This window comes from Haloarcula sp. Atlit-120R (assembly GCF_003665885.1).
Classification (GTDB): Archaea; Halobacteriota; Halobacteria; order Halobacteriales; family Haloarculaceae; genus Haloarcula; species Haloarcula taiwanensis.
On sequence record NZ_QPLN01000002.1, the window covers coordinates 303,291 to 321,617 of the forward strand.

Genomic DNA, 18,327 nt, shown 5'->3' on the forward strand with positions numbered 1-18,327 from the left:
TCCGACTCGACTTGACTCCCCGAACAGCGTGCGAAGCGCGCGGTGGAGACCGTCGGCGCGGACAGAGAGCACGACAAGAGTATCGCGAACAGCACCGACCGACAAACTCCGGAGCCTGTTTCTGACGGCGTTGGTGGTGGCGTCGGTACTCGTCGGTACCGTCGCCGCCTCCGGGACAGCGGCCGCCGCTGGTAACGTCAGCGTCGAGCAGGCTGTAGAGTACTCGGCAGCTAGCGGGGGCAGTACGATCGAACTGGCGCTGAACGAGTCCGTCACCAACGGACTCGACGGGACCGACGAACTCGCGCTTTACCTCGACGGCGACGAGGTTTCCGGCACGCTTGTCGACCGTATCGACGCGGACGGAACCGACGGCCGCGTCGAGATTGATCTCACACAGGACGTGGCGCCGAACCGGAATCTGTCGGTGAAGCTCACTGACTTCGGGAGCGGGTCCGTCACCGCGACGGACATCAGCGTGACCTCGAAGACGATCACACCGGCCTCTGACGGCGGCTCCGACGCGAACGTCTATCACGGCGAGGTCATTGCTGTCGAGGACAGGGACGCCAATGCCGACACAAACCTAGTCGTCGAGGCCGGCGGCGGGAGCGTCGTCCTCGACGGGAGCTACGCGGACAACAGCCAGGTCTACGTCTTCGACACGGACGACGTCGACGCGGGGGAGCGCTACGACGTCACGTCCGGTTCCGACGCGGCCGGGTTCCGTATCAGTGACCTCGAACTCGCCGTCGAGGTGAGCGACACCAACGTCACCGACGAGGACAGCATCACCGCCGACGTGACTGCCATCCGCGGGGGCACCACGGCGACCGGGACGCTGACCGACGGCGATGGTGATGAGGTCGCGACCGCGGTCGAGACTCTCGATGGCACGGAGGCCGTCGAGTTTGACTTCGGCAGCCAGTCGGCCGGCAACGGACCGTACACGGTCAGCGTCACGGATAACCAGAGCGGTCTCGCGGTCACCTCGACGGACATCACCGTCTCCGAATCACAGGAGGGAGAGGTGCGCTTCGAGGACAGCGTTGTCTCCGACGAGCGCGGCGATGTGGTTAGCGTCACGTACCAGTTAGAGAACACGGACGACGGCTACATCGTCATCGGCGACGAGGGCGAGGACAACTACGCCGTCTCCGGGCAGATCACCGACGACGACGGCGACGGCGAAGTCACCGTCCTGTTCAACAGCTACCTCGCCGGCGTTCCGAACAGCGGAAACGCGAGCATTGCGGCGAGCGATGTCCTCAGCGTCTCTGGCGACGACGAGATCAGCGGCGTCAGCGAGAGCGGGTCGTTCGCGCGAGCTGACCTCACGGCCGAGGCGCTTGACGCGGCCAGCTACACGATGAACGCGACCGCCGGCACAAGTCAGATTGACGACCCCGACGCTGTCGGGACGCTCCGGTTGGAAGCGCGTTCGACCGAACACGTCCAGAGCTGGGTCGCCCCGAAAGACGCCGACCTCACGGACGAGGACGTCGGCATCTACGACCGCGTCGGCACAACTCTCACGCAGTCGACCGCAGTCGCAGACGGTGACATTGTCGTCCACCGAGTCACCGCCTCCGGTATCGAGGGCGCGATCGACTACCGGACGGACGTCGGGGGCGCGAGCAACACCACGGCCGCGTTCCTCCAGGCCACCGGGGACGGGGACGCGTTCAACATCTGGGTCAACCGGACGAACGTCGGCGCGAACGCCGACGAGGACCCGCTACACCTCAACAACAGTAACGTGGTCGTGGTCGATGACCCCGACAACGACACGTACTTCGTCGCCGTCGAACTGTCGAACGTGAACTATCAGAGCGGAGCACCGGTCCGTGGAGACGGCGACGACGAGATCACGACCACCTTCTCGGTCTCGGGCGCCACCGGCCTGAGCGACGATGACGATGAGGAGACAGCCAACTACACGATTACGGAGCGCGACGCTGGCTTCGACACGACCGACGGACGCGTGACCGTCGAGGCCGCCGTGAACCAGTCCGTCTCGGGTACGACGACGATTGCGCCCGGTTCGGACGTCGAGGTCAGCCTCGCTTCCGAAAGTCAGGCGAACCCGTTTATCCATCGTCCTGGGGCGACTGTCACGTCGAACGGGACATTCACCGCTACAAGTGACATGAGCAAGTACGCCGCCGGCGTGAACTTCACCGCGGACGTTCTCGACGTGGATGGTGACAGCTTTGCCGCCGACAAAGACGGGCGCATCGTCTCGGCGGCCACGGCGAACGGCTCCGTCGAGTCTGCGAGCGCGAACGTCAACACCACCGGGGAGCCGACCGAGCAGCCGCCAGAGGAACCGAGCACGACGGTAGATGACGTCGAAGCGACCGCAACATCAATCGCGGACCAGACCACGGTTGCACGCACCGATACGGTGACAGAAGTCGCCACTACACCCGCGTCCGGCCCGGGCTTTACTGTAGCCGTCGCGCTCATAGCGCTCGTCGCCGCGGCGCTCCTCGCCGTCCGACGAAACGCCTGATCGAGACGGAGCGGCAGCGGTTAGAAGCCCCCTGCGCCGCGGCCGAGACGTAAGTAGACGCGGGCGTCGACTCCCGGGCAAAGGCGTCCAGCATCGTACTCGCAACCTTTCGGCGGTGTTCGAAATGAGCACGTCAGGGGAAGCTGACTCCCAGTCGTGGTCTCTCGGGTCGAGTCCGTCGCGGGCTATGCCCTGTCGCCGACCGAGGGGCGCGGCTACCGCTTATCGTCCGGCGGCTCCCGCGCAGGCAAATAGAAGAAGACGGCGTTCCCGTCGCCGTCCCGCTCGAATCGGAGTTCACCGCCGAGAGACTCGATACACCACTTCATCACGAACAGGCCGACGCCGGTCCCGTGTGCCGTCTCCGTGGCCTGTGTCGGATCAAAGAGCGCGCTGACCTCCGTGTCGGGAATCGGCGGGTTCGAATCGCGAATGCATATCTCCACCCGCCCGGTGTTCGGTGACGGGCCGATGTGTACCTCGACTGTCGGGGTGACAGCCTCGCTGTGGATGATTGCGTTCTCGACGGCGTGGGTGAGCGCGTACGTGAATGCGTCAGTGCTGTCAATCCACATCTCCGCCTGGTCGGTGACGGTAATCTCCGCAGCAGGGTAGTCGGTTACAATTGTGTTTACGATACCACGGACCCTGCGCGTTACGTGACAGCGAGTGTAGTCCGTGCCGGGGCGCGTGACCGCCCGTTCGATCTGTTTGACGGATTCGACGATATTGGTGAGGTTTTCGACCCGGGACCGAATCGTCTTGCTGGCGTCCCGCACGGACTCAGTCCCGGCCGCGGCTGTGATACGGGCCGTGTTACCGGCGATGACTGTCGCTTCGTTCCGCAGGTTGTGTCGCAGTATCCGCCAGAGGAGTTCCTCGCGGTGGTGTGTCTCGAAGTAGTCCGTGATATCACGTATCTCTGCACAGACGTACGTCTCCTCGGACGCGACTCGCTTCGAGAGGTGTATCCGAGCCCAGATGAGCTCGCCGTCCGCCCGCTTGATCCGCCACGTGAACTGGCGTGACTCGCCCGCGGCGCTGTCCTCCAGCCGGGACCTGAAATCGGCGACGGAGTGGACGAACGTGTTTGCGGTGTACTCCCCGATTGACCGCTCGCGCAACTCCGAAACCGAGTATCCGAATATTTCTGCCACTCGTTCGTTCCCGTCTAGGATAGCACCACTATCGGGGTCGTACAGTGCGATACCGATGTTGAGCGCGTCGTACGCTGCTGGAAGCGCGTGCCCCGTCTGAGATGCCATTGATAGTTCAGGTGGCGGAGCGAGACGCCTTGGCGTTACTAATAGCAGTACATAGCAGTATACCGCAGTACTGACATCTCGTCACCCGTCGGAGTACCTCTCTGTCGCGCTAATGAGACGATTTTCGGTATCCTCGACAACTGCCTTCGAAACGGAGCGATCTGCTCCTCGCAGAGCCCACTGATGCGGGCCTGCGGACAGTCTCAGAACACTTCTGCACCGCGGCCGATTCGGGTCTGATACACGCGGGCGTCGACGCCGCGCTCGCCGAAGGCGTCGAGCATCGTGCTCGCAATCCGGCGGCGGTCTTCCTCGGCACACGCGGCGATGACAGTCGGCCCGGCCCCGGAGATGGTGACGCCGGTCGCACCGGCCGCCAGGGCGGCCTCGCGGACCTGTTCGTAGCCGTCGATGAGCTTCGCGCGGGCCGGCGTCACCACGGTGTCGTGCATCCCCTGCCCGACGAGTTCGGGGTCGTCGCGGTGCATCCCCGTCGTCAGCGCTGCAGCGTTTCCGACTGTTTCCACCATCTGCTCGACCCTGGCGCTCTCGGGGACGACGTTGCGCGCGTCCCGCGTGGACACAACGATATCAGGGAGACACGCCACGAGCGGGATGTCGGCATCGACCTGCGTGACGCCCTTCTCGGTCGCGATGGTGAACCCACCCATGATCGAGGGGGCGACGTTGTCGTCGTGGGCGTCGCCAGAAACGACGGCCTCGCCCTTGGCGGCGATAGGGACCAATTCTTCGCGGGAGTAGCCGCGGTCGTACAGCTCATTCAGCCCGACGGCCGCTGCGGCGGCGCTGGCCGCCGAGGAGCCCAGCCCAGAGGCGGGGCGGACGCCCTTGTCTATCTGAATGCGTGCCGGCGCATCGAGCGCCTCGGCGACCGCACCGACGGTGTTCTTCTCGGGGTCTTCAGGGATGTACTGGCTGCCAGCGCCAGTCATTTCGATGGTGACCCGGTCGGCCTTCTCCAGACGGACGACGTCGGCCGGACGCTCCAGTGCGACACCGAACACGTCGAAGCCGCTCCCGAGGTTCGCACTGGTAGCCGGCGCCCGGACTGTCAGCATGCCTGCGAATTTCAGCAGTGTAGGCAAAAAGGTAGCGAACCGACACTGTGGCCGCGTCGCAGTACTGAGAACGCGGCCCAAAGGCATAATACAGGGAAACCTGACGTTGGAATAGGTATCGATATGGATGTCGACATCGCTACAGTCGCCATCCTCGGGAACGCGGGTGGGGCGCTCATCGGCTTCGCAATCGCTGTCGTCGCCGCCCGGAACCAGGATGTCCCCGGCGCTCGCCAGTACGGCTGGCTCGCGGCCGCTGGGGGTTGCTGGTGTGCGATCTCGATATGGCAGATAGTCGTTTCGGACCCTGCCGCTGTCAAGACAGTGTATCTGCTGTCGCGAACCGCCGCTATGCAGGTCATCGGGCTCTGGATCGTCTTCGCGCTCGTCTACACTGGCCGCCAGTCGTGGCTTCGGCCATCGTCGCTCGGACCGCTGTTTCTCGTGGTAAACGCGGACGTGCTACTACTGCTGACGGACCAGGCACACGACCTCGTCGAGGTGACAGCCGTCCCTGTCACTCAGCTCGGGACGACGCTGGTCGCCATCCAGCGCGGTCCCACGTTCGCGGTACTTCTCGCCGTCAGTTACGGGCTGTTACTGCTCGGATACGCACTCCTGATTGAGTTCTTGTTCCGGTCGCAGAACGTCTATCGGCGACAGACAGCGGCCATCATTATCGGAACCGGCCTTCCGATATTCGTCGCTGTGCTGTATGATTTCGGCTACACACCGCATCCGGCTATCGACCTTACACCGGTGGCGTTCTCGCTCAACGCGGTGCTCGTCGGGTGGGTACTATTCAAAGACGAATCGCTGTCTGTGACGACGCTGTCGGGAGATACGCTCGTTGACAACCTTCCCGACCCGGTCATCGCTCTCACCGACGACTGTGTAATTATCGATTACAACGCCGCAGCGGCCAGCGCGCTGGATCATCCGGACCCCGACGGAGAATCACTTGATGATCTTGCTCCAGGAATCGTCGAGCACATCGAGCGTGGCGAGGTGTTCTCGTTCGGTGATTCGTTCACGTACTACAACCCACAGACGACGAGCCTCACTGATCAGTCCGGGACAGAACGCGGCCGGCTCGTCGTTCTCAGAGACGTAACGGGCCAGCAGCGCCGACAGGACCGACTCGAAGCGCTACAAGCCGCAACACAGCAGTTCATCGAAGCAGAGACCGCCGAGGGAGTCGCTGAGATGGCTGTCGAGTTCGCGACGGCCGTCCTCGATAAGAACGCAGCAGGCGTGTTCATCGAAAACGATCGCGTTCTCGAACCGGCCGTCATCAGCGAGTCAATCGAACAGAACGTCGCGGAAGAGCTGCTGTACGGTTCGCCGACGGACGAGCCTGAAAACAAACTCTGGAAGACGTACGAGACAGGTGAGATACAGGCTGTCTCACTGGACCAGGATGGACTCGACCCGCTCGACAACGCCCTCATGCTGCCGCTCGGTTCCCACGGCGTGATGGCGATCACGTCACACGACAGCACCCTTGCCACGGAAGACAGGCGGTACGCTGCGATTCTCGCACAGACGACGCAGGTGGCCCTCGATCAAGTCGAACGCGAGCGCGAGCTCCGCCAGAGCCGCAGTTCTGTCCAGCGCCGCCGCGAGCAGATCGAGTTCTTCAATGGCGTCCTCAGACACTCGCTGCACAACGCGATGGTCGTCATCCGTGGCCGCGCGGAACACATCAGAGAAACCGTACCGCGGTCGAAACAGCGACATCTCGACAGCATCAGCGACTGGTGTGGGAAGCTCACTGAAATGAGCGAGACGATACGGGATATCAACAACACGGTGACAGCGAGCGAAGCCGAGCGGCTGGACGCCGTCGACCTCAACGCCACGCTCCGTCGCTCAATTGAGTCGCTCCGGGACGAGTACGATTCGGTAGCTGTCTCCTGTGAACTCGATGAGGACTACAGTGTGCAGGCGAACGAACTGCTCGAAGAGGTCCTCTTGAGTATCCTCCGGAACGCAGTCGAGCACAACGACGCCGACAGCCCGAAGGTGACTGTGTCGGTCCAGCAGGCCAGTGACTGGCTGCAGGTCCGCATCGCTGACAACGGCCCCGGTATGAGTGACGAACTGAAGACGACGGTGTTCGAACGCGGGCTCTCGCCCGATCAGACCGCTGGCGGGTTCGGGCTCTACTTCGTCTCGGTCATGATGGACCTGTACGGCGGGACGCTCTGGTTCGAGGACAATCATCCGACTGGGACCGTCGCGATCCTCGAATTCCAGCAGGCGGTGACAGGCGGTGCGGTCGATGATGACCAGCCTGTCGACACCAAGACGGCGGCGACCGAAGCGCAAACTAAATCCCACAACCGCGGATAGGTCGGGGTATGATTGGCGTCGTCGGCGGCGGTATCGCCGGCCTCTCGGCAGCGTACCGGCTCCAGAAACGCGGCCACGAGGTCCGAGTCTTCGAGGCGAGCGAGGACCTCGGCGGCCTGGCCGCGACCTACGAAACGGCCGGGGACCCCATCGAGAAGTTCTACCACCACCTCTCGAAGTCCGAGGAGACGATAGTCGAACTCGCCGAGGAACTGGGGCTGGGCGACGCCGTGGAGTGGCACATCGGACAGAACGCCTACTACGTCGACGGCGTCGTCCACCCGATGGACAAGCCCTGGGAAATCCTCACGTATCCGCATCTCTCGCTGTACGACACGTTCCGGCTTGGGATGCTCGTCCTCGACATCGACGTTCGCGGCGGCGTCCCCTCGTTTGACACCTACGAGCGACTGGAGGACTTCGAGGACGTGCCCATCGAGGAGTTCGTCGTCGAACACACCACGCGGGGCGTCTACGAGAACTTCTTCGAGCCGCTGCTGGACGCGAAGTTCGGCGACCGGAAAGACGACGTGAGCGCCGCGTGGCTACTCGGCCGGGTCAAGTTCCGCGGCGAACGGGACATCCTGAACGGCGAGATTCTGGGCTACTTCGACGGCGGGTTCGGCCGCCTGCTCGACGCGCTGGTCGAGGCCGTGGGCCGGGAGAACATCGAGACGGGCACGCGCGTGACAGCGGTCGATACGGGCGGCGGGGCCGTCTCGTCGCTGACCGTCTCCGACGGCACCGGGACGACGACACACTCGGTCGACGATGTCGTCGTCGCGGCGATGCCGAACGTGCTTGAGGACCTGACCGGCTACGCCTGCGACATCGACTTCCAGGGGACGGTGTGTTCGGTCATCAGCATGGACGAGTCCCTGCTAGATACGTACTGGCTGAACATCGCCGACGACGCCCCGTTCGGCGCGCTCATCGAGCACACGAACTTCGTCTCTCCCGAACGGTACGGCGGCGAGCATCTGCTGTACGTCGCTCGCTACATCCAGAACGAATCTGAGGCTATCTGGCAACAGAGCGACGACGAGGTCGCCGAGACGTGGCTCTCGGGCATCGAGTCGCTGTTCCCCGAGTTCGACCGCGACGCCGTCAACTGGGTGCGGACGGCCCGCAACCCACGGACGGCACCGGTTTACGAGCGCGGGTATCTAGATATGGTCATCCCCTACGACCTCGGCGACGCCGTCGCGGACGGGCTCTACTACGCCGGCATGGCCTCGCGGGCACAGTACCCGGAGCGGTCGCTCAACGGCGGTATCGTCGCGGGTTTCGAATGCGCCGACCGAATCGCGGACGGCTCGGCGGCGACCGATGCAGAATCGCCGCTCTCCGAAGCCCGGCGCTGAGACGTCCGCTAAAGTTCCGCGGTCCGAGACGCCGTTCGTCGCTCAGTCCCCGGCCGCGTTCTCCACGTCGTCCTCGTCGATGACCGGCGCGTCGGTCGCGCTCACATCGTCCGGTTCCTCGCGGCCGCCACCGACAATCATCTCGCCGTCCTCTGTTTCGACATACACGTCGTCGGCGAAGCCACCGACGGCATGGGGGTGTTCCGGCTGGTCCAGCCGCTCCGGCGTGGACGGCGCGTCGGCGACGCCGTCGGCCGGGCGGAAGGAGCCGAGCGGGTCGTCGATGGTGATGCCGTGGGTCTCGAAGAAGTCCGCGTACCGCTCGTAGTGGGCTTCCAGTTCCTCGGCCGGGAACTCCATCATCTCCGTCCAGCCGTGGTTGTAGAAGTCGAAGTTCGCCTGTATGTGGGTGATCTCCCGGGCCTCGGCTTCCGAGTAATCCGCCCGGAGCGCGGCCACGTAGGTGTCCATCGTGCCGTCGAAAAAGTCATCGAGGTGGTCGCGCCGCTCCTCTCGGTGTGCCTCGTCTGCCTTCCCGAGGAAGATCTTGGTGTGGAGTTTCACCAGCCCGTAGTTGGCCACCGACCGGACACCGGGTGTGGTCAGCGCCTTCTTACTCGCCCAGTGGCGCGGGTTCTGGTAGATTTTCATTTCAGAATCGAATACGGGCCCAAGCGCCTTCAAATCCCCGACTATCGGTGTGTTCAGTGCGCTATCGGAAACGATACACAGATAGCAATCCACATTAGGCCTGATTTCGTATCGGCCGTACATGAGCACGTCGCACGTAATCATCGGTGACGGCATCGCGGGTGCGTCCGCAGCCGAGACAATCCGGGAAGCGGACCCGGACGCGTCGGTCACAGTCCTGACCGACGAGGGGGAGGCACTGTATAACCGGATCCTCATCAAGGAGTTCGCCAAGGGGAAGCTGCCGGAAGCGCCCATCTCCATTCACGAGCCGGAGTGGTACGACGAGCGCGACATTGACCTGCAGCTGAACACCCACGTCACGGACATCGACCCCGACGCCCACGAGATCCAGACCCACGAGGGCGACACCTACGAGTACGACAAACTGCTCGTCGCGACGGGCGGGACGCCGGCACAGCTCCCGGTCGAGAACAGCGACGCCGACGGCATCCACCACTTCTGGACGTTCCAGGACGCGCGTGGCATCCGCGAGCACGCCGACGAGGCCGACCAGGGCATCATCGTCGGCGCGGGCCTGCTCGGCATCGACCTCGCCGCCGTGTGCGCCGCACAGGAAATCGACGCGAAGTACCTGATGCGTGGCAACCGCTGGTGGCGCTACGCGCTCTCGGAGGACGGCGCAGAGATCATTCACGAGGCGCTCGAAGAGAACGGTGTCGAACCCGTCTTCGAATCCGGCGTCGACCACTTCGAAGTCGATGACGATGGCAAAGTTACCGGTGCGGTCGACCCTGACGGTAACCACTACGACGGCGAATGGGCCGGCGTCGCTATCGGCCTCGATTTCAACACCGAGTTCCTCAACGGGACCGGGCTCGAACTCGACGACGGCGTCGTCGTCGACGAGTACATGCAGACCAACGTCGAGGACATCTACGCCGCGGGCGACCTCACCCAGTTCTACGACACCATCCTCGACTCCCAGGCGCAAAACGGCGCGTGGGGTTCGGCCAAGGAGCAGGGCTCGGTCGCCGGAACGAACATGGTCGCCGACGCCGAGGAGAAGGAGTTCCGCTGGGTCTCCTCGTACTCCATCACGCACTTCGACTTCCCGTTCCTCTCCTTCGGTCACCCGACCCGTGGCGACGACGAGGCCGAACGGAAGTACTCCGACAGCGAGTGGCGGCGGCTCGCGTTCGAGGACGGACAGCTTATCGGCGGCGTGCTGATCGGCGACCTCTCACAGCAGTCGGCGTTCAAACAGCTCATCCGCGAGGAGCGACAGGTCGCCGACAAGAAGGAACTGCTACTGGAGAAGGAAGTGGACCTCGAAGAAGTGAAGGCGCAGACGCCCGCGCCGGCCGAATAAGGCCAGTCGACACCGATATTTTTACGCACTGCTGACGTAGCGACGCACATGCGTGACGCTCTTCCCCGCGCCGTTGCCTGGCTCACCCGCCGGGGCGACCAGTCAGGTGAGGCAGACGAACCAAGCGACGACAGCGGCGGCTTTGCCGGCTCGTTGCTCGATGCGTCGGTCAATCATGGGCACGGTCAAGGCAACCCACAGGCTACCGGCGAGATGGCGGCGGTGCGAGAGGAGGCCGACAGGCTCGCGCAGGCGGACAAGAATCGTGAGTAACTGCCCGCGGGAGAACGACGCTCTTTTTTCGCCCTAAAGCGGAGAGTCGCGTATGGATGGCGGCAGCGGCGATATGACACTCGCGTTCGACCTTGACGCCCTCAAGCAACTGGCCTACCCTGACAGCGTGTTCAACGACGCGCGCCAGTGGTCCGAGTACGTCGGCGTCATCTCCGAACAGCCCACCTACGTCGTGACCAACTTCACCCGGAAACACCGGATCAGACAGGACTTCTTCTCCGGCCCGCGCGGCCGCGAGGAGAGTCTCGAAAACGTCAAAGAGCAGTTCGACACCGACCGGCACGTCTTCGTCGGTGCGGACGACGAGGACGCCGACCTCGCCGAAGCGGCGGGCTGGGAGTACCTCCCGGTCACGCAGGCCGCGGAGGCGGCCGAGTGGGACCTCGGCGACCCGGAGACACCGGACGCGACAACCGACGAGGACGAGGCGCGCGACGACTGGCCGTAGGCGACACACTCCCGCTGTCGGCGGGAATCTACGCTTCGACTAGTTTTATATTTTCCCGGAGAGCGACTGAAGATATGGCCCTCCAGATCGGCGATGCCTTGCGTAGCGGTCTCGATACCCTCCTCAGTGAGGACGGACTCCTTGTTACTGGCGTTTTCCTCCTGTTCAACCTCGGGAACACTGTCGCAAACTCTTCGTTCACCGAAGCGCTGTTCGACGAAGTGATGGACATGGGCGGTCCCGCTGGGCCGGGCGGCTCCGCCGGGGCAGGTGCACCGGGGTTTTCGGTGTCAGATTTCACCGGGCCGTTCAGTCTTGATATCGCATTGCCGGTTGCCGTCGTGATGGTCCTCCTGTTTCTGGTTGTCGGCCAGCTCGTCAAATTCTGGGGGATCAGGCTCTTCACCGAGCCACAGGAGATCATGGACGAGAATACGTCCGAGCGGGCCGTTATGGCCGCCGTCCTCGGTGGCGGCGTCGCAGTCGTCACGTTCGCAGCCTCGATGAGTTCGACCGCGCTGAACGTCAGCGGGCGTCTGCTGCTTGGGGGACTAGCTGGTCTTCTTGGCGGTCTCCTGTCTCTGATCGTCGGTCTCGCCTTCGTCTACCTGCTGCAGTCGATTGCCCTGTACGACGGCGGTTACGTCGACACGCTCAAGCACTGCGTCGCGCGGTTCATGGATGCCCCGGCACAGATCATCGTGCTTCTGTTTCTCCTGTTGCTTCTCGGGATCATCCCGGGCATCCCGTCTACGGCGTCAGTTATTTCGGTGTTCCTCCCCGGCTCGTTTGACTTACCGTCCCAGTCGGTGCTGCAGGTCGCGTCAATGGTGTTGAACGCACCAGTGCAGGCGTTCAGTCTCGCAGTGATTACGGACGCGTACCTGCAGGTGCGGGCGGACCGGGACGACGAGTTCTGAGAGCTGGACTCGCGTGCCCTCTTGATACTGGTTTCGGGCCGTCGACCGGGCGGTGTTTAGCTCAAAAACATTTATTCAGCTTTATGTCTCCCCCATCAGGGGTACTGTGTATGGCCCTCCAAATCGGCCGTGCCTTCCAAGACGGTATCGACGAACTCCTCAGTGAACGCGGGGCGGTGTTTGCCGGCGTATTCATCGTCTACGGATTACTCAGCTCTGTCGTCTGGGCGTCGCTTTCGCAGGCGTTCACAGAGCTGTTTCTGGGGCAATTGCCGAGCGATGCACAGGTAAATCAGGCGGCAATGGCTGGTGGGACACCACTGGCACTCGACCTGCCGCTTGCAGTTGCTGGCGTCGGTGCGCTCGTGCTGCTTGTCGTCAACGAGGCGCTGAATGTTGTCGCAATCCGTGCCTTTGCCAGCGGTGACCGTGAACCGATTCCCGACAATGTGGGCCGGCGGCTCGGGAAGACCGTTGCAGTCGCAATCGTAGCCGGCATTCTCACCACTATCGCAGTGGGGATCGGCATTATTCTGCTCGTCATTCCCGGACTGGTGTTTGCACTCCTGTTTTTCTTTGTCCGACAGGAAATTGCACTGAACGACAGCGGCGTTATCGAGTCTATCAGCAACAGTGTTAGTGTCGTCATCGACAACCTCCTCGCTACGTTTGTCCTGGCCGTTGTTCTCTCGGTGCTCGGACTCGTTCTTGGAGGCGGCTTCAGTTTCCTCCCGGTTCCGTTGCCGCCGATGGTCTTGACGACGGTCTCGACTGTCTTCTCAAGTGTCGTCAGCGTCTTCTCCATCGCTGTGACGACCGTGGCGTACCTCCAAGCAACGGAGTCCAGCTACACACAGGAAACAGCGTCTATCGGCGGGCTCTGAACCACTGTAGTTCGTATCGCGGCCTTTAACCACGCGAACGACCAATCTCAAGTAATGGCTGAACCGCGCGTGCCCGGCGGGCGCGAGTCCGAACTCGAACTGGCCTGTGGCGAACTTGTCGACACGCATGACCTCCATCTGGGCATGCGGGAGTTCGCGTGTGACTGCGGGAAGACACACGCCGTCGTGCTCGACCCGCACCCGCTGGCACGCTTCGTGCCGGAGTTTCTCACCGAGGTGCTGCACGCGACCATCGAGACCAACGACGACTACGACGAGTTCACCACCGTTCACCTGATGGGTGTCGTGATGGAGGAGTTCCCCGAAAAGGTCGTCGCCGCCGACACCAGTGAGGACGGGTCGGTCGGGTTCTCGCTTGCGTGGGTAAGCGACTTCGACTCCCGTCGCCTGCACGAAATCGTCGTCGAACTGCTCGTGGAACTGATGGAACACGCCATCAGCCACGCCGAGGACGACGAGGTGATGGCGGAGTTCGAGGAGCAGATGCTCCAGTTCGACGTCGACGCGTTCGTCGAGCAGTACCGCGACGAGCGTGACTTCGACGGCCGATCGGACACCGCTATCTGAAACAGACACCGACCTGAGTACTTAGTGTGGTGCACTCACACACCCACATATGGCAGGTCGTCTCGCGGTCCTGCTCGTACTCGTGCTTTTGACCGGCTGCGGAGCCTTCGGCGGGGCGGAACGACAGACGGTAACCCCGGTTCCGGTCCCAGAGCAGCCACAGGACAGCCGGGCCGTCCCCGCTGTGACCGAGAACGCTGTCGACGCTAGGCGACTCGCGGCGGGCCACCGGCGCGCGACCCGGAACCGCTCGTACGTGCTGGGGATGCGGCTCTCGCTGGAATGGGGGACTCAAATCGTCAGCTTCGTCGTCGAAGACAGGTATCGCTATCAGTTTCGGACCGAAATCATCAACAAAAATTACACCAAGCGAGTGTACAACACCCGGAATCGGCGCTATGTCTACGACGAACGTGCACAGGGTGCATGGAGCGCAACGAGGCGGCCAACCCCGGTCCGCGAGGTGCTCGACCCTGATCCCGCTCGGCTCATCGAAGCATATCTCGCAACGAACGTCAGCGTCAAGCGGCCGAGGGACGGCTGTGACACCTGTCCCGTGATACTCACAGCCACGGAGCCCCCTGCGGCGTTCGAACCGGCCGACAATTACAGCGTGCAAGCGACTGTCCGGCCGGACGGACTCGTCCAGTCGTTCACTGTCTCGTACTGGGATCGTTCCAGAAAGGCTCGGGTCAGTTACGAGATCAGGTACTCCGCGATCGGCGAGACAGCCGTCTCCAGACCGACGTGGGTCCGAAAGCGCTGGGGGAACGCGACAGACAACGACCCTGTCCTGTCCGACAGCCAGCGACGCGCCGCCGTCGGCTGATTTCCCGAAATCAGCCGTCTGACTGTTGTCTGACGGTGTTATATGGTAGTTGCGGTGTTGTGACTGTGTATGGCTATGCGTGAGGGAGAGTTCGAGCGCATCCTGACAGTGCTCGAAGAAGCCGACGCTGACAGCACACTGACGGCCCGCGAGATCTGTGACTTGCTGGAGGAACACGACGAGGCGGTCGGGAGCGCTCACCGCGTTGCGACAGTCCTGGGCCGTCGTGCCCAGTCCGGCGAGGTCGAGGTCATTCAGGGCCAGCCCTATCGGTATCGTGTTCCCGACCGCGACAACTGACCGGATTCAGCAACGCTACCGCTCGAATCCTCTCTTGGTACACATCTCTAAGAGTGTCTTCCGTGTGCCGCTCAGGTGTTACGATATTCGAAATTAGGCTTCGAGCTTCGCATCCTTTCGCCGGGCTTATTACGATGTATAGACTCCGCTCGTACAATGACAGCGGACGAGGACCGTACAATCCTGCTCATCGGCAGCGGCCCGATCAAGATCGGCCAGGCGGCCGAGTTCGACTACTCCGGCGCACAGGCGTGTCGCGCCCTCCAGGAAGAGGGTGCCCGCGTCGTGCTCGTGAACTCGAACCCGGCGACGATTATGACTGACCCGGAGATGGCGGACAAGGTGTACCTCGAACCCATCAACACCGAAGCCATCTCGGAGATTATCCGGAAGGAAGACCCCGACGGCGTCATCGCCGGCCTGGGCGGCCAGACCGGCCTCAACGTCACGGCCGAACTCGCCGAGGAGGGCGTCCTCGACGAGTTCGACGTGGACGTGATGGGGACGCCGCTTGATACCATCTACGCGACGGAGGACCGCGACCTGTTCAAACAGCGGATGGAGGACATCGGCGAGCCGGTGCCCCGCTCGACGACCATCACGCTCGACGAGGGCGAGTCGGTCACCGACTTAGACGAGGAATCGCTGGTCGACCGCGTCGAAGCCGCCGTCGACGAGGTCGGCGGGCTCCCCGTCATCGCACGCACGACGTACACGCTGGGCGGGTCCGGCTCCGGCGTCGTCGACGAGATGGACGAACTCATCGAACGCGTCCGCAAGGGCCTGCGCCTCTCGCGTAACAACGAGGTCCTCATCACCGAGTCCATCTCGGGCTGGGTCGAACTCGAATACGAAGTGATGCGCGACGCCGACGACTCCTGTATCATCATCTGCAACATGGAGAACATCGACCCGATGGGCATCCACACCGGGGAGTCGACGGTCGTCACGCCCTCGCAGGTCATCCCCGACGAGGGCCACCAGGAGATGCGCGACTCCGCGCTGAAGGTCATCCGCGACCTCGGCATCCAGGGCGGCTGTAACATCCAGTTCGCCTGGCACGACGACGGCACGCCTGGCGGCGAGTACCGTGTCGTCGAGGTCAACCCCCGCGTCTCCCGCTCCTCGGCGCTGGCCTCGAAGGCGACCGGCTACCCCATCGCCCGCGTGACAGCGAAGGTCGCGCTCGGCAAACGGCTCCACGAAATCGACAACGAGATTACCGGCGAGACGACCGCCGCCTTCGAGCCGGCCATCGACTACGTCGTGACGAAGGTGCCACGCTGGCCCATCGACAAGTTCCAGGACACCGAGTTCGAGCTTTCGACGGCGATGAAATCGACCGGCGAGGCGATGTCAATCGGGCGGACCTTCCCCGAGAGCCTGCTGAAGGCGCTTCGCTCCTCGGAGTACAATCCGGCCGCGGACTTCGACGAGATAGCCGACGCGGAACTGGAAACGGAGTACCTCGAGAAGCCGACGCCGGACCGCCCGTACGCGATGTTCGAGGCGTTCTGTCGCGGCTACACCGTCGAGGAAGTCGTCGACATCACCGACATCAAGGAGTGGTACGTCGAGCGGTTCAAGGAGGTCGCCGACGCCGCCGAGGCCGCCCGCGATGGTGACTACGAGACCGCTGCACAGGCCGGCTTCACCGACCAAGAGATAACCGCGCTGGCCGGCGGCGAGTTCAACGACACGCACGTCTCCTGGCTCCCGGCCGACCTTGACCAAGACGGCGGCGACGAGCCGGAAGTCGAGGCGGCGACCGACGGTAGCGGTGTGCAGATCGAGAACGTCGAGACGGACACGACCGACCGCGACTTCAAGCTCGTCGACACCTGCGCCGGCGAGTTCGAGGCGACGACGCCGTACTACTACTCGACGCGGGACCCGCTGTCGGGCATCGACCGCAACGAACTCCAGATAGACCCCGACCTAGAGAGCGTCGTCGTCGTCGGCGGCGGCCCCATCCGTATCGGGCAGGGCGTGGAGTTCGACTACTGCTCGGTCCACGCCGTCCGCGCGCTGGAGGAACTGGGCATCGACGCCCACGTCGTCAACAACAACCCCGAGACGGTGTCGACTGACTACGACACCAGCGACGGGCTGTTCTTCGAGCCGGTCACCGCCGAGGAGGTCGCCGACGTCATCGAGGCGACCGACGCCGACGGCGTGATGGTTCAGTTCGGCGGCCAGACCTCCGTCGACATCGGCCACCCGCTCGAACAGGAACTCAAGCGCCGCGACCTCGACTGTGAGATTATGGGCACGTCTGTCGACGCGATGGACCTCGCCGAGGACCGCGACCGCTTCAACAAACTGATGGACGAACTCGGCATCTCACAGGCCGAGGGCGGCTCCGCGACCTCCAAGGAGGAGGCGCTGGACCTGGCCCACGACATCGGCTACCCGGTCCTCGTGCGCCCGAGCTACGTGCTCGGCGGCCGCGCGATGGACGTTGTCTACAACGACGACGACCTCGAAACGTACATCGAGGAGGCCGTCCGCGTGAGCCCGGACAAGCCGATTCTCGTCGACGAGTTCCTCGCCGACGCCGTCGAACTGGACGTCGACGCTGTCGCCGACGAGGACGACATCCTCATCGGCGGCGTGATGGAACACGTCGAAACCGCCGGCGTCCACTCCGGGGACTCGGCCTGCATGATTCCGCCCCGCTCCCAGAAAATCAAGGACGTGATGCCCCGCATCCGCGAGGTCGTCGAGGACATCGCCGACGCGCTGGATACGGTCGGCCTGCTGAACGTCCAGCTGGCGGTGCGTGACGGCGAGGTGTTCGTCCTCGAAGCGAACCCGCGCTCCTCGCGCACTGTCCCGTTCATCTCCAAGACCGCCGGCGTCCCAATCGCCAAAATCGCCGCCAAGGTGATGTCCGGCGCGTCGCTGTCCGACCTTGACGTGCAGGAGCAGATTCCCGAGCAGGTCTCTGTCAAGGAGGTCGTCCTGCCGTTCGACCGCCTGCCGGGTTCGGACCCGCGTCTCGGCCCCGAGATGAAATCCACCGGCGAGGTCATGGGCACCGCCGGCTCCTTCGGCAAGGCCTACCAGAAGGCCCAGATGGCCGTCGGCAAGGCAATCCCGCTCGAAGGCACGGCCATCGTCGACCTGCCCATCCTCGGCTTCGAGGAGCACTTCGACGTGCGGGACTTCGACGACTACGAGGACACCGACGCCATCATCGACGCCATCCAGAGCGGCGAGGTCGACCTCGTCCTCTCCCGCGACCGCGACGTGCTTGAAGCCTGTGTCGAGGAGACGGTGACGTACTTCTCGACCCACGAGAGCGCTGAGGCGGCGCTTGAAGCGATCAACTCCGCCGACCAGCCACTCGCTGTACAGGCCATTGACGAGCGGCCAAAGACCCAGCGCGAGTGGGGCGCTGAGTAACCCGACCGCCCGTCAGGGACAGGTCGCTCATTGCGGTAGCACTGATTCCGATCAC

15 protein-coding genes are annotated in these 18,327 nt (G+C 63.5%); 12 read left to right on the forward strand and 3 right to left on the reverse strand.

Going from position 1 to position 18,327, the window contains the following annotated elements; translation table 11 throughout:
• Window positions 1-136 precede the first annotated feature (136 nt).
• Complete coding sequence (locus DVK01_RS08830; RefSeq protein WP_233562757.1) at window positions 137-2,515, forward strand: BGTF surface domain-containing protein; 2,379 nt, start codon at window positions 137-139, stop codon at window positions 2,513-2,515.
• A 215-nt stretch (window positions 2,516-2,730) separates the two neighbouring features.
• Here the strand turns inward: DVK01_RS08830 and DVK01_RS08835 are convergent, their stop codons facing one another.
• Window positions 2,731-3,780: a PAS domain-containing sensor histidine kinase gene (locus DVK01_RS08835; RefSeq protein WP_121536371.1), complete on the reverse strand. Its 1,050-nt coding sequence runs from the start codon at window positions 3,778-3,780 to the stop codon at window positions 2,731-2,733.
• Between the two features lie 203 nt (window positions 3,781-3,983).
• A complete protein-coding gene (locus DVK01_RS08840) occupies window positions 3,984-4,859 on the reverse strand; it encodes a homoserine kinase (RefSeq protein ID WP_101349303.1) in 876 nt (291 codons plus the stop codon).
• A 123-nt stretch (window positions 4,860-4,982) separates the two neighbouring features.
• Here DVK01_RS08840 and DVK01_RS08845 point away from each other — a divergent pair, with 123 nt between their 5' ends.
• Both DVK01_RS08845 and DVK01_RS08850 read left to right on the forward strand, forming a co-directional pair.
• Window positions 4,983-7,214, forward strand: a complete 2,232-nt coding sequence (locus DVK01_RS08845; RefSeq protein ID WP_121536373.1) for a histidine kinase N-terminal 7TM domain-containing protein — start codon at window positions 4,983-4,985, stop codon at window positions 7,212-7,214.
• An 8-nt stretch (window positions 7,215-7,222) separates the two neighbouring features.
• Complete coding sequence (locus tag DVK01_RS08850; RefSeq protein WP_121536375.1) at window positions 7,223-8,578, forward strand: NAD(P)/FAD-dependent oxidoreductase; 1,356 nt, start codon at window positions 7,223-7,225, stop codon at window positions 8,576-8,578.
• Window positions 8,579-8,620: 42 nt separating this feature from the next.
• Here DVK01_RS08850 and DVK01_RS08855 read toward each other — a convergent pair whose 3' ends face one another.
• A complete protein-coding gene (locus DVK01_RS08855; RefSeq protein ID WP_121536377.1) occupies window positions 8,621-9,229 on the reverse strand; it encodes a DUF6149 family protein in 609 nt (202 codons plus the stop codon).
• A 121-nt stretch (window positions 9,230-9,350) separates the two neighbouring features.
• Here DVK01_RS08855 and DVK01_RS08860 point away from each other — a divergent pair, with 121 nt between their 5' ends.
• The 9 genes from DVK01_RS08860 (at window position 9,351) to carB (ending at window position 18,272) form a co-directional block, all read left to right on the forward strand.
• Window positions 9,351-10,601, forward strand: a complete 1,251-nt coding sequence (locus tag DVK01_RS08860; protein WP_101349307.1) for an NAD(P)/FAD-dependent oxidoreductase — start codon at window positions 9,351-9,353, stop codon at window positions 10,599-10,601.
• Between the two features lie 48 nt (window positions 10,602-10,649).
• On the forward strand, window positions 10,650-10,874 hold the full coding sequence (locus DVK01_RS08865) for a hypothetical protein (protein ID WP_101349308.1): 225 nt from the start codon (window positions 10,650-10,652) through the stop codon (window positions 10,872-10,874).
• Between the two features lie 52 nt (window positions 10,875-10,926).
• A complete protein-coding gene (locus DVK01_RS08870; RefSeq protein ID WP_101349309.1) occupies window positions 10,927-11,343 on the forward strand; it encodes a hypothetical protein in 417 nt (138 codons plus the stop codon).
• 74 nt (window positions 11,344-11,417) lie between these two features.
• Window positions 11,418-12,263 (forward strand): hypothetical protein, encoded by an 846-nt coding sequence (locus DVK01_RS08875; protein ID WP_101349310.1) that lies wholly within the window; start codon window positions 11,418-11,420, stop codon window positions 12,261-12,263.
• Window positions 12,264-12,373: 110 nt separating this feature from the next.
• Window positions 12,374-13,147 carry a hypothetical protein gene (locus tag DVK01_RS08880; protein WP_101349311.1) on the forward strand — a complete coding sequence of 258 codons (774 nt, stop codon included), beginning with the start codon at window positions 12,374-12,376 and terminating at the stop codon, window positions 13,145-13,147.
• 54 nt (window positions 13,148-13,201) lie between these two features.
• Window positions 13,202-13,735, forward strand: a complete 534-nt coding sequence (locus DVK01_RS08885) for a DUF5815 family protein (RefSeq protein ID WP_101349312.1) — start codon at window positions 13,202-13,204, stop codon at window positions 13,733-13,735.
• Between the two features lie 49 nt (window positions 13,736-13,784).
• The gene (locus DVK01_RS08890) at window positions 13,785-14,564 is read left to right on the forward strand and encodes a hypothetical protein (RefSeq protein ID WP_101349313.1); all 780 of its coding nucleotides are present in this window, start codon (window positions 13,785-13,787) and stop codon (window positions 14,562-14,564) included.
• A 69-nt stretch (window positions 14,565-14,633) separates the two neighbouring features.
• Window positions 14,634-14,864, forward strand: a complete 231-nt coding sequence (locus DVK01_RS08895) for a hypothetical protein (RefSeq protein ID WP_101349314.1) — start codon at window positions 14,634-14,636, stop codon at window positions 14,862-14,864.
• A gap of 156 nt (window positions 14,865-15,020) precedes the next feature.
• The gene (gene carB, locus DVK01_RS08900) at window positions 15,021-18,272 is read left to right on the forward strand and encodes a carbamoyl-phosphate synthase large subunit (protein ID WP_121536379.1); all 3,252 of its coding nucleotides are present in this window, start codon (window positions 15,021-15,023) and stop codon (window positions 18,270-18,272) included.
• The last annotated feature ends 55 nt before the right edge of the window (window positions 18,273-18,327 follow it).